Here is an 11,839-nt window from a genome sequence, read left to right on the forward strand (position 1 = left end):
GTGCCCGTCGACCGCTATCACGACGATGCCCCGCGCCTGGTGGCCGAGCATCGTCCCGATGGCTCGGGCCGCGTGTCGAAGCGGATGGACGTCGTCGATGACGCTCGTGATCTGCCGTGTCTCGAGCAGCGTCGCCTCGCGGTGATCGTCGCGTTCAGCGCGCGCGGGACGTCAACAGCCTCATGGCCGGCAGCAGCTAATCTGCCGGCACGGCGGGGGCCGGATGGCGGTGCGCCCAGGGCCGGGCATCTTCGAGTTGGGCAGCCAACCTCAGGAGATCGCCGTCGGCGCCCAGACGTCCGACGAACTGCACACCCAGCGGCAGCCCGTCATCGGTCCAGTGCAGCGGCACGCTGATGGCGGGCCGCCCGGTGAGGTTCGCCAGCTGCGTATAGGGCACCCAGCCCAGACTCGCCTGGATGAGGTCATCCATGATCCCGCTGAACGCCAGCACTTTTCCGGCATGTGCTTTGCTCACGGCCCGGGCCACGGTCTGTAGGCGGTGCGATGTCGTCGTGGCACCGACAGCGAGAGGCGGTGTGGCCAGGGTGGGTGTCACGAAGACGTCGTAGCTCTCGTGGAACGTCGCGAGGGATTGGACGTAGCTGTTCCTGTTCTCCAGAGCCAGCATCGGCGCCAGGACCCCAGCGGATCGGGCCAGCTCGCACATGGCCAGGGTGTCCGCCTCGAAATCGCGGTCGCGCGCCCCGGTTCGCCGTCTGGCCTCGGCGACATGCCGGTAGAGCTGTGCGAACCAGATGGTCAGGAAGTCGCGCGCCAGCGCCGCGTCGTCGTAGGGCGGCGCGACCTCCTCCACCCGGTGACCCAGTTCGTCGAGCAGCGATACCGCTTGCTCGACCGCGGCGACCGCTTCCCGATCGGGATCGGGATTGATCGCGGAGGATGTCGAATACCCGACGGTGAGGGTGCTCGGAGGGGTCTTGATGTATTCGCCGAACGGGGTGTCCGGGAGCGCAGCCTGGTATTCCGCGCGTGGATTGGGGCCGATGATCGCGTCGTAGAGGGCCGCGCTGTCGCGCACGGTGCGCGAGACGACGCCCTGACTGACCATGCCGAACATCGTCTCGCCGGCCTGGGGGCCATACGGGGATAGTCCCCGGCTGAGCTTGAGACCGACAAGTCCGTTGCACGCGGCCGGGATGCGGATCGATCCGCCACCGTCGCTGGCCCCTGCTGCCGGGACGATGCCCGCGGCGACCGCCGATGCCGATCCGCCCGACGAACCGCCCGAGGTCCGCGCCGTGCTCCAGGGGTTGCGGGTCGGACCCCAGTACTCCGGTTCCGTCACGCCCTTGGCGCCGAACTCGGGCGTGTTGGTCATGCCGAAGATCACCAGGCCGGCGTCGAGGAACCGCTGTGTGATCAGCGCATGTCGGTCCGCGACATCACCGGCCAGCGACCGGGAACCCCAGGAGGTGGGAAAGCCCCGATACTCCTGTGCGAGGTCCTTGAGCAGAAACGGCACCCCGGCAAATGCGCCACGCAGATCCGGGTCGGCGACCTGCCTGTCCGCGACATCATCGAGACGGCGAACGATCGCATTCAACCTGGGATTGACCGCGTCGGCGCGACGACGCGCCAGGGACAGGAGTTCGGCCGGAGTGACCTGTTTACGCCGGACGAGCTCGGCCAGCGCGATCGCATCCATCGACATGTACTCGTCGAGATACATCCGTCGACCCTAACAACCACCCGGATGACCGTGCGCCCGGTTCCTCAGAACGAGGCGCCGGACCTACAGCACGGTGATACCTCGCGCGGCGAACTGACCGTGCACCCTGGCGAGAAGATCGGCGTCCGGCAGCCGCGTGTCGGCCAGCAGGTAGGGTTCGCCGGTGGCGACCCACTTCTCCCGCCCCAACTGATGAAACGGCAACACCTCCAGCCGCTCCACGCCGTTGAGCGTCTCCACCACATCCGCGACGGCCTCGACGTTCTCGACCGCGTCGGTGAGTCCGGGCACGAGGACGAAGCGAATCCACATCGTCTTGCCGTGGTCGGAGAGCCGGCGCGCGAAGTCGAGGGTGGGCTGCAGCGGGCGTCCCGTCACCCGCCGGTAGGTCTCGGGCAGGCCGGACTTGATGTCGAGCAGCACGAGGTCCACGAGGTCGAGGTCCTCGTCGTGCAGCCTGGCTCCCAGCAGGCCCGAGGTGTCCAGTGCGGTGTGGACGCCGAGCTCGTGGCAGCGACGAAAGACGTTCATGACGAACCGCGCCTGCAGCAGCGGTTCCCCACCCGAGACGGTGAGCCCGCCGCCGGTGACCTCCATGATCGTGCGATAGCGGGCGACCCGCTCCATCACCTCGTCGACGGTGTTGTGCACACCGTCGCCCATACGCCACGAGTCGGGATTCTGGCAATACTGACACCGCATCCCGCAGCCGGCCATGAACAGCGTCATGCGCGAACCCGGACCGTCCACGCCTGTCGACAGATCCCAGGAGTGCACCGAGCCGACCTGGTGATCGGTGATCACCTCACTGGCCGCGAGCTCCCGGTCCGCGACGTGCATCGGGGGCGAGTCGGGCGGTGACACCGACATGTGGTCGTCTGCCATCGCCGACCGTTACATTCCCGCGTGGAAGGTGCGGGACAGGACGTCGAGTTGCTGCTCGCGGGTCAGGCGGATGAAGTTCACCGCATAGCCGGACACGCGGATGGTCAGCTGCGGATACTTCTCCGGATTCGCCATCGCATCCTCGAGGATCTCGCGGTTCAGAACGTTGATGTTGACGTGGAATCCCTTCGACACCATGTACGCGTCCAGGGTGCCCACCAGGTTCGCCACCTGCTCGGCCCGGGTGCGGCCGAGGCCGCTGGGCACGATCGACGTGGTCAGCGAGATCCCGTCCTGCGCCTCGGAATACGGGAGTTTCGCCACCGACAGCCCGGACGCCAGCACGCCGTGCACATCGCGGCCGTTCATCGGGTTCGCGCCGGGCGCGAAGGGCTCGCCCAGGCGGCGTCCGTCCGGGGTGTTGCCGGTGTGCTTGCCGTACACCACGTTCGAGGTAATGGTCAGCACCGACTGCGTGTGGGTGGCGTTGCGATATGTGGGCTGCTTGCGCACCTTGTCCATGAAACGGCCGACCAGGTCCACCGCGATGTCGTCGACACGGTCGTCGTCGTTGCCGAAGCAGGGGAACTCCCCGGTGATCTCGTAGTCGACCACCAGTCCGGTGTCGTCGCGAACCGGACGCACGGTCGCGTACTTGATGGCCGACAGAGAGTCCGCCGCGACCGACAACCCGGCGACACCGCACGCCATGGTGCGCAGGATGGTGCGGTCGTGCAGCGCCATCTCAAGCCGTTCGTAGGCGTACTTGTCGTGCATGTAGTGGATGCAGTTGAGCGCGTCGACATAGGTCTCGGCCAGCCAGTCGAGCAGGGTGTCGTAGCCCCCCATCACGGTGTCGAAGTCCAGCACGTCCCCGGACACCGGGGTGGTGGCCGGCGCGATCTGCTTGCCGGAGATCTCATCCCGACCCCCGTTGATCGCGTACAGCAGGGCTTTGGCGAGGTTCACGCGGGCGCCGAAGAACTGCATCTGCTTGCCGACCTCCATGGCCGACACACAGCAGGCGATCGCCGAGTCGTCACCCCAGCACTCCCGGACGAGGTCGTCGGACTCGTACTGGATGGCAGATGTGTCGATCGAGACCTGCGCGCAGAACTCCTTGAATGGGCGGGGTAGGCGATCAGACCAGAAAACCGTCATGTTGGGTTCGGGCGCCGGCCCCAGGTTGTAGAGCGTCTGCAGGTAGCGGAACGAGGTGCGCGTGACCAGCGGACGGCCGTCGGCGCCCATGCCGCCGATGGTCTCGGTGACCCAGGTCGGGTCACCGGAGAAGAGGGCGTCGTAGTCGGGGGTCCGTAGGAACCGCACGATGCGCAGTTTGATGACGAAATCGTCGATGATCTCCTGCGCCTCGGATTCGGTGAGCAGACCTGCGGCGATATCGCGCGCCACGTACACATCGACGAAGGTCGAGGTACGTCCCAGCGACATCGCGGCGCCGTTCTGTTCCTTGACCGCCGCAAGATAGGCGAAGTAGAGCCATTGCACAGCCTCTCGGGCGTTCGTGGCGGGACCGGAGATGTCGAAGCCGTACGATGCGGCCATCTCCTTGAGCTCTCCGAGCGCCTTGGTCTGCTCGGAGTTCTCCTCGCGGTCGCGGATGACGTCCTCGGTTGAACGCTCCATGTCGAGTTCGAGCCGATCGAGCTTCTTACCCTCGATCAGGGCGTCGACACCGTAGAGAGCGACGCGTCGGTAGTCACCGATGATGCGTCCCCGACCATAGGCGTCGGGTAGGCCGGTGACGACGTGGGATGCGCGGGCGGCCCGGACGTTGGGCGGGTACACGTCGAAGACGCCGTCGTTGTGGGTTTTGCGGTACTTGGTGAAGGTCTCCTCGAGCACCGGGCTCACCGGGTAGCCGTAGGTCTCCAGCTCCTTGACCACCATGCGCCACCCGCCGAACGGCATGATCGCGCGCTTGAGCGGCGCATCCGTCTGCAGGCCGACGATGACTTCCTTGTCGCGGTCGATGTAGCCGGGCGCGTGCGCGGTGATCGCCGCCGGGGTCTCGAAGTCGACGTCGTAGACCCCTTTGCGTCGCTCGTCCGGGAACATCGCCGACAGGGTCGCCCAGATGCCGGTGGTGCGCTCAGTGGGGCCGACGAGAAACGAACCGTCACCCTCGTATGGCGTGTAGTTGCGCTGGATGAAGTCGCGGACATCGATGCGGTCGCACCAGTCGCCCGGGATGAACCCTCGCCATGCCGGAATGCGAAGCTTCCCACTGCCGCTGTCGACGGTGTGGTCACCGGCATGAGTGGTCATGGTCGTACTCCTCGCAGGTGTGCGGATCGACAACGCTCGGGGGGTGATCTGTACGCTTCGTCCTTCACATTACGACCGCCATTACGCGGCCCGCAGGGGTCACAAGTCCCAGACATCGCAGGTCATCGGTATGAAACCCCACCGCAAACCGCAATTCACCTCGTCGTGGCGAAAATTTACTTCGCCTAGCAAAATGTCCCCTGATCGTAGGATAGATTTGCTATTCAGCATTCTCTTAGGATGTCCACAGCCAGGCTCTACCCGGGTCCGGCGGGTTGTGCGTGGCCCCGACGCCGCGCTGTCGAAGGAGACCACGTGACCAGCGCCGGACGACATCGGTCGACTACGACGCGGCCGGCGTGGCGTTCACGCACAGCCGCACTGCCCCGCGTCTCCCGCTGGACCGTCGGCCCGGCGGTGGCATGTGCGATCTGCCTCGGCGGCATGGTCGTCCCCACCGCGCTCGCTGCCACCACCTCCCCGGTCGTCGACGGACTCATCGCCGACGGCACGGTTCGCGACGGACAGCAGCCGGACAACACCAAGGACATCTACCCCGGCCTGCCTTCGGACGCGATCATGGTGGTGACGCCCGGCACCGACGACGTGACAATGACGCAACGCATCCAACCCATCATCGGCACCCGAGAGACCGTGATCGTCAACTATCCGGAGTCGTTCGGGCCGATCATCGCCGGAAAGTCGGGTACGCTCCCCTTCCTCGCGCCGACCTATGACGCGTCGAAGAACGTCGCCATCGCCGCGAACCTCGACATCATGCAGGCGTTCCACGATTCGGGCGGTCATCCGCTGATCGTCTACACCGGCTTCTCCCAGGGCGCCGACGCCCTCGGTGACGCCGCGGAAACAGCCTCCAAAGAGGGGCTCCTGGACAACTCGATCATCATCCTCGTCTCCGATCCTCGTGGCCCATGGGGCATCAAGGCATGGGTGGCCGGAATGCCGTTGTTGCCGCAGCTCGCCGGCGTCATCGGCGTCGAGTCCAACGGTGCCCGCAACCCGGCCGATACCGGTAACACCGAAGTGAAGTCGGTGATCATCGTCGGCGATCCGGTGGGCAACTTCCAATGGGTGTGGTACCGCCCGGTGTCGTCGCTGGCCGTCGACCTGGCGGGCTTCCTCACGATCCACTCGGGCAACGGCCCGGAGACGTACGCGAACCTCGACGAGCTGGGCGATCCGACCGTCTACCAGAGCGCCGACGGCAACACCACCTACGAGGTGTACGACGCCCACCACCCCCTGGCCCTCCTGAACGCCATGGTGTACGACGAACTCGGCATCCCCTACACCGCGGACGACCTCGACCGATGGGATCGGGCCGCCGAGGCGTTCTATCCGATCCAAGAACCCACCGCGGACAACGCCGCCGTCGAGGTCACCAAGGTCAGCGACGGTTCCTCGACCCAGAGCACGTCAACCCAGAGCACCTCGACGCAGAGCATCTCGACACCGGGCACCACGGCTCGCAGCTACGAGGTGACGGTCCCGGCCGAGGTCGCCACCGGGCAGTCGCAGTCCATCCAGAACGACTCCGCGCCATCGGGTTTCGCGCCGGAACAGACCTTCGAATCATCCCCCGCCGAGACGCCGTCGACGCCGGAGCCCCCCGCGACAACGGGCACCGGCCGCACCGACGCCACCGGTTCCGCTGCGGGGTCGGCGACCGGAGACGAGGGCGGAAACGTCGCCGAGGAATCGACCGGCCAGACCCTGAACGCCACCTCCGAGGACACCTCGGCTGATGATTCGGCGTCCGGAGACGCAGGCGGGTCCGAGTCGAACGCCGCAGCGACCGGCGACGGCAGCGGTTCGGAGGCGAGCGCCGACGCGTCGACGGCAGACGGCTCCACCGACACGGGAACCGACTCCGGTTCGGCCGGGTCGAGCGGCAGCGCAGGCGGCACGACGGCCGACTGACACGAGCCGGACCCGGTTGCCCTCTTTGCGCACCGGCCGTGGTGCACTCGACGCATGATCGAACACGCAGGGCAGGTGGTCGCGATGGCCGATTCGTCGGCGGCCGCGCTGACGCTCGGGATCTCGCTGTACGCCGCCGCGATCCTCGTCGGTATCGGAGTCTGCATCAACGCGGTCACCCGTCATCAGCGGACGCGGGCGATCACCGCCGCGGTCGTCGTCGGTGTGCTGGTCATCGTCGGTGTCGTCGTCGCTGTCGCGAGCAGCGTGGCGTAGCACCATTTAGGCCCGGCCCGATTTCCTTCACCGGCCGGACAACCGGCAGAATCGTCGTCGATGATGTCCGCCGAATCCACCACCAAACGTACTGCGTCGGTGGCGATTCTGACGGTGCTGTTCACCACCGGATGGGGCGCGAACCATTTCGCGTCGATGATCCCCGTCCTCAAGGCGGACGAGGGGTTGTCATCGACGATCCTCGACGCCGCGTTCGGGATCTACGCCCTCGGCCTGCTACCCGGACTGCTCGGCGGCGGCACCCTGTCGGACCGGGTCGGTCGGCGTCCGGTCGTGCTGACCGGCGCCGGGTTGGCGGGCGTCGGTAATCTCACGATGGTGTTCTGGCATGACGCGCCGGGCGTCATGATCGGCCGACTCGTCGTCGGACTCGGCGCCGGCCTCACGATCAGTGCCGGCACGGCCTGGGCGGCCGACCTCCGGGGCAGATCCGGCGCCGCGATGGCAGGCGTCCTGCTGACCGCCGGCTTTGCCATGGGCCCGGTCATCACCGGTCTGCTCGCGGAATTCGTGCCGCACCGCCTCGCGGCGCCGTTCGCGGTGTCCGGGATCGTGTCGCTGGTCGTCGCCGGCGCCGCCGCCCTGTTGACTCCGGGCGGCGTCCCGCAACACCATCACCCTCCCACTGACATCGACGAGCCGTCGGAGCGCTCGATGGGAGCGGCACTGTCCTGGTCGGTGCCCATGGCGCTGTGGGTGTTCTCGTCGGTGACGGTCGCGGTGGTCGTGATGGCCGCGCGGGTCGGCGCAGGTCACGACGGGGCGTGGATTCCGGGGGTTGCTGCCGCCCTGAGCCTCGGTACCGGCGTCGTGATCCAGTTCGTGGTGCGTCGACGTCACATCGGCCCGGTCGCCGGGGTGGTCGGCGCGGCCTTGGCGGGCGTCGGCTTCCTGATGGTCGGTCTGGCCGGTGCCCAACCCGGGATGGCGATATTCGTGGTGACCGCCGTGGTGCTCGGTCTGGCCTACGGCCTGTGCCTGCGGGACGGTCTGATGGATGTCGAGGCCCTGACGCCCCCGGCTCATCGCGGCGCCGTCACCGGGATCTTCTATGTGGCCTGCTACCTCGGATTCGGTCTACCGGTGCTGCTGAGCACGATCACCCCCACCATCGGCCTCGTCGCGCCGATGATCGTGCTCGCGGCGGCGGCTCTCGCGGCATCGGCGTCCCGGGCGGTCCGGCTACACCGCCGCAGATGAGCCCGCAGTCCCGGCGACCGGTCGCGAGCCGCGCCTGTTGCCGATGCCTGCCTACTCGACCGCCATCTCGCCCAGCGCCGACCAGTCGTCCTGGTCGATCGAGAAGTTGACGATGTCAGGGGTGCGGACCAGATACTTCGGGAACTCCGCCGTCGCCGCCTTGAAGTGATCCGAGGTGACGTGTGCCTCGGCCGCGTCGTCGTCGAAGGCCTCGACGAGCACGTAGACGGTGGGGTCGTCGAGACTACGGGACCACTCGAACCACTTGTTGCCCGGTTCGGCCCGGGTCGCCTCGGTGAAGTCCTTGACGAGTTCCGGGAACTGATCGGCGAATTCGGGTTTGACCGGCCATTTTGCCACGATGAAGATCATGGGTTCAACACTAGTGATCCACGGTGAGGACCCAACCCGTTCCGTGTCTCAATTCGAGACGTTAATCTGACAACAGGGGTTTCCCCACTGCATCGCGGACCCGGCGCGAATCGGCATAGTGTGGTGGACGACACATGGGGTGGCAACACCATGACGAGACGGAGGAACGAGTACATGCGCGAAATCACCAAGTTCTACATCGACGGCCAGTGGGTGGAACCGGCCGAATTCAACATCGTCGACGTGATCAATCCGGCCACGGAGAAGGCGGCGGGACATGTCGCACTGGGCACGGCTGCCGACGTGGATGCCGCGGTGGACGCCGCCCGCCGGGCTTTCGCCACCTGGAGCAAGACCACTGTCGACGAGCGTGTCGATGTGCTGAATGCCGTGGTCGCGGAGTACCAGAAGCGGATGGGCGATCTGGCTGCCGCGGTGACCGAGGAGATGGGCGCCCCGAGCGGTCTGTCCGGCAACGTCCAGGTGCCCATCGGTCTGGCTCACCTGATGACCGCCGCTGCGCAGCTGCCGGCCTTCAGCTTCAGCGAGGACCGCGGCAGCTCGCGCATCGTCAAGGAACCGATCGGCGTGTGCGGGTTCATCACGCCGTGGAACTGGCCGCTCAACCAGGTCATGTGCAAGGTCGCCCCGGCGATGGCCACCGGCTGCACGATGATCCTCAAGCCGTCCGAGGTGGCCCCGTTCAGTGCGGCGATCGTCGCCGAGATCTTCGACGCCGCCGGAGTTCCCGCCGGTGTCTTCAACCTCGTCAACGGTGACGGTCCCGGTGTCGGAACCGCGCTCGCCACCCACCCCGGCATCGACATGGTGTCGTTCACCGGCAGCACCCGCGCCGGCATCGAGGTCGCCAAGAATGCGGCGCCGACGGTCAAACGGGTCGCGCAGGAGCTCGGCGGCAAGAGCCCCAACATCATCCTCGACGACGAGGACTTCGCAAAGAACGTCGCCGGTGGTGTCGCCGCCATGATGATGAACTCCGGGCAGTCCTGTAACGCACCGACCCGGATGCTGGTGCCCGCGTCCCGGATGGACGAGGCCGCCGAGGCTGCACTGTCGGTGGCGCCCACCCTGACTGTCGGCGATCCGACCAGCAGCGTCCGGATGGGCCCGGTGGTGTCCGAGGCGCAGTTCACCAAGATCCAGGGCCTGATCGAACGCGGAATCGCCGAAGGTGCCAAGCCCGTCTTCGGTGGTCCCGGCCGCCCCGACGACCTGCCGACGGGCTACTACGTGCGCCCGACCGTGTTCCGCGACGTCACCAACGACATGGAGATCGCCCGCACGGAGATCTTCGGCCCGGTGCTGGTGATGATCGGCTACGACTCACTCGACGACGCGATCGAGATCGCCAACGACACCGATTACGGGCTGGCCGGCTACGTGTCAGGAAAGGACGTCGACGCCGTCCGCGACGTCGGTTCGCGTATCCGTGCCGGATCCATCTCCCTCAACGGCGCTCAGCTCGACCCGGTTGCCCCGTTCGGCGGGTACAAGCAGAGCGGCAATGGACGCGAATGGGGCGATTACGCGTTCGACGAGTTCCTCGAGGTGAAGTCGCTGCTCGGATACGGCGCCTGAGCGACCCGGGCTCACCCTCTCACGGCCCGGACACGACTCGAGAACGGCCCCCCCGCGGGTACCGACGCCTTGCGTCGGTACCCGCGGGGGCCTTCGTGCACACGGATCATTCGCGGCGCTACGCCGCCGGCGGCGTCCGGGCCGCCAGCCAGCCCGTCACGTCGTCGAGCACCCGATCCTGCTCGGGTTCGTTGAAGATCTCGTGGTACAGGCCGTCGTAGACGATCAGCGACTTGTCGTCGGACCCGGCCAGCCGCGCCACCATCTCACTGCCCGCCGGATCGGTGAGCGCATCCGCGCTGCCGTGCAGGATCAGCAGCGGCATGTGCAGTGTCGGAAGCCGCTCCGGGAACGACCGCATCGTGGCCAGCATCGCGCCGCCGAGTCCGGCCGGGATCTTGGCGCGCACTACCAGCGGATCGGCATCGTAATCGGCGACCACCTGCGGATCCCGGGAGATACTCGCCGAACTCAGTGCCGTGGTGGGTAGGCCGGGTGCGATGCGGCCGATGAGCGGCGCGAGCTTGATCATGATCGGCGACAGATCCGCGCCGGGCGCCACCGCGGCGCCCGACAGGATCAGCCCCGAGAGTCGGTCGGGGTGATCGAGTGCGTAGTCGAGGGCGATACAGCCGCCCATGCTGTGCCCGATGAGGAAGGTCGGGCGGCGCTCGTCGGCGACCTCGGTGATGACGGTGTCGAGGTCGTCGGTGAAATCCGAGAACCGCTGCACCCGCAGCCGCTTGCCACCCGATCGGCCATGCCCCAGATGATCAGGCACCGCCACCACCGAACCGGCGTCCACCAGTCGTTCGACGACGTGACGGTAACGCCGCCCGTGCTCGCCGAGCCCGTGAGCGATGACCACGGTCCGCACCGCGTCACCCTCGGGCGCAAAGACGTCGTAGGTGATCTGTTCGCCGTGCCGTCCCCGGAACGTGCGCTCCTCGATCTTCAGGTTGCTCACTGTCCATTCCCCAATCCCAGTCGGGAGGCCAGAGTGCGGCCCGCCGATTCGATAGCGCCCTCGATGGCCCCGATGGGGCGCAGCGCCGCCTCCCCGATCCCGACGAGCGCCTCCACCCGTCCGACGATGTTCTCGAGCCGATCGACCACGTCGGTCATCGTGACCACGGTCTTGTCCACCTGATCCAGTGTCCCGGAGATCCTGTTCATGGTGGTGTCCAGGCTCTCGATGGCACCGTCGAGACCACCGATCGTCTTGTTCATGTCGACGAGGACGTCGCTCATATCCGAGAGGATCGCCTCGATCTGATCCACGGTCATGTCGGCGTTGAGGGCCGCCTGCGCGAGCTTCTTGAAACGTTGCCGTTCGGGCGGTCGTCCCCCATAGACATCGCCCTGATTACCGATTCCCCGATTCCCGATAACTTTGTCGGCCATGTCTCGATTATTCACTGTCGTCGCCCCGACGCTGACGGTCTGCCCGCATCCGTTCGGATGATCCTGCCGGAATCGTGGTGCGGGCCCGTCATCGCTCACCGACCATCAACTCATCGACACATCGGTACGTCGGCACGCTCGGCGGTTCGTCGGCGACCA

General features: G+C 66.8%; 10 protein-coding genes. 4 read left to right on the top strand and 6 right to left on the bottom strand.

What is annotated here, in order from left to right; genetic code table 11:
* Positions 1-196: 196 nt before the first annotated feature.
* The 3 genes from GORHZ_RS28900 to pflB all read right to left on the bottom strand — a co-directional run bounded on the left by GORHZ_RS28900 (position 197) and on the right by pflB (position 4,867).
* The gene (locus GORHZ_RS28900; RefSeq protein ID WP_006339547.1) at positions 197-1,693 is read right to left on the bottom strand and encodes an amidase; all 1,497 of its coding nucleotides are present in this window, start codon (positions 1,691-1,693) and stop codon (positions 197-199) included.
* Between the two features lie 63 nt (positions 1,694-1,756).
* Complete coding sequence (gene pflA, locus GORHZ_RS28905) at positions 1,757-2,578, bottom strand: pyruvate formate-lyase-activating protein (RefSeq protein WP_006339556.1); 822 nt, start codon at positions 2,576-2,578, stop codon at positions 1,757-1,759.
* Positions 2,579-2,587: 9 nt separating this feature from the next.
* Complete coding sequence (pflB, locus tag GORHZ_RS28910; protein WP_006339557.1) at positions 2,588-4,867, bottom strand: formate C-acetyltransferase; 2,280 nt, start codon at positions 4,865-4,867, stop codon at positions 2,588-2,590.
* 315 nt (positions 4,868-5,182) lie between these two features.
* Here pflB and GORHZ_RS28915 point away from each other — a divergent pair, with 315 nt between their 5' ends.
* Genes GORHZ_RS28915 through GORHZ_RS28925 form a run of 3 tightly spaced genes read left to right on the top strand, consistent with a single transcriptional unit; the run spans position 5,183 to position 8,305 of the window.
* Entirely contained in the window at positions 5,183-6,808 is a 1,626-nt protein-coding gene (locus tag GORHZ_RS28915; RefSeq protein ID WP_245551548.1) for a hypothetical protein, read from the top strand.
* 54 nt (positions 6,809-6,862) lie between these two features.
* The gene (locus tag GORHZ_RS28920) at positions 6,863-7,084 is read left to right on the top strand and encodes a hypothetical protein (RefSeq protein ID WP_006339559.1); all 222 of its coding nucleotides are present in this window, start codon (positions 6,863-6,865) and stop codon (positions 7,082-7,084) included.
* 60 nt (positions 7,085-7,144) lie between these two features.
* Positions 7,145-8,305 carry an MFS transporter gene (locus GORHZ_RS28925; protein WP_006339560.1) on the top strand — a complete coding sequence of 387 codons (1,161 nt, stop codon included), beginning with the start codon at positions 7,145-7,147 and terminating at the stop codon, positions 8,303-8,305.
* A 51-nt stretch (positions 8,306-8,356) separates the two neighbouring features.
* Here the strand turns inward: GORHZ_RS28925 and GORHZ_RS28930 are convergent, their stop codons facing one another.
* Positions 8,357-8,677, bottom strand: a complete 321-nt coding sequence (locus GORHZ_RS28930; RefSeq protein ID WP_006339562.1) for a putative quinol monooxygenase — start codon at positions 8,675-8,677, stop codon at positions 8,357-8,359.
* Positions 8,678-8,851: 174 nt separating this feature from the next.
* Here GORHZ_RS28930 and GORHZ_RS28935 point away from each other — a divergent pair, with 174 nt between their 5' ends.
* Positions 8,852-10,276, top strand: a complete 1,425-nt coding sequence (locus GORHZ_RS28935) for an aldehyde dehydrogenase family protein (protein ID WP_006339564.1) — start codon at positions 8,852-8,854, stop codon at positions 10,274-10,276.
* A gap of 118 nt (positions 10,277-10,394) precedes the next feature.
* Here GORHZ_RS28935 and GORHZ_RS28940 read toward each other — a convergent pair whose 3' ends face one another.
* Both GORHZ_RS28940 and GORHZ_RS28945 read right to left on the bottom strand, forming a co-directional pair.
* The gene (locus GORHZ_RS28940; protein ID WP_040534003.1) at positions 10,395-11,234 is read right to left on the bottom strand and encodes an alpha/beta hydrolase; all 840 of its coding nucleotides are present in this window, start codon (positions 11,232-11,234) and stop codon (positions 10,395-10,397) included.
* A 5-nt stretch (positions 11,235-11,239) separates the two neighbouring features.
* Positions 11,240-11,680 carry a hypothetical protein gene (locus tag GORHZ_RS28945; RefSeq protein WP_006339569.1) on the bottom strand — a complete coding sequence of 147 codons (441 nt, stop codon included), beginning with the start codon at positions 11,678-11,680 and terminating at the stop codon, positions 11,240-11,242.
* Positions 11,681-11,839 lie beyond the last annotated feature (159 nt).

The organism is Gordonia rhizosphera NBRC 16068 (assembly GCF_000298195.1).
In the GTDB taxonomy this organism is placed as follows: domain Bacteria; phylum Actinomycetota; class Actinomycetes; order Mycobacteriales; family Mycobacteriaceae; genus Gordonia; species Gordonia rhizosphera.

Excerpts from the sequence above, each read along its gene's own strand:
- GORHZ_RS28935 (WP_006339564.1), top strand. The coding sequence starts at position 8,852 with ATGCGCGAAATCACCAAGTTCTACATCGACGGCCAGTGGGTGGAACCG.
- GORHZ_RS28925 (WP_006339560.1), top strand. The coding sequence starts at position 7,145 with ATGATGTCCGCCGAATCCACCACCAAACGTACTGCGTCGGTGGCGATT.
- GORHZ_RS28920 (WP_006339559.1), top strand. The coding sequence starts at position 6,863 with ATGATCGAACACGCAGGGCAGGTGGTCGCGATGGCCGATTCGTCGGCG.
- GORHZ_RS28945 (WP_006339569.1), bottom strand. The coding sequence starts at position 11,680 with ATGGCCGACAAAGTTATCGGGAATCGGGGAATCGGTAATCAGGGCGAT.
- GORHZ_RS28900 (WP_006339547.1), bottom strand. The coding sequence starts at position 1,693 with ATGTATCTCGACGAGTACATGTCGATGGATGCGATCGCGCTGGCCGAG.
- pflB (WP_006339557.1), bottom strand. The coding sequence starts at position 4,867 with ATGACCACTCATGCCGGTGACCACACCGTCGACAGCGGCAGTGGGAAG.
- GORHZ_RS28930 (WP_006339562.1), bottom strand. The coding sequence starts at position 8,677 with ATGATCTTCATCGTGGCAAAATGGCCGGTCAAACCCGAATTCGCCGAT.
- pflA (WP_006339556.1), bottom strand. The coding sequence starts at position 2,578 with ATGGCAGACGACCACATGTCGGTGTCACCGCCCGACTCGCCCCCGATG.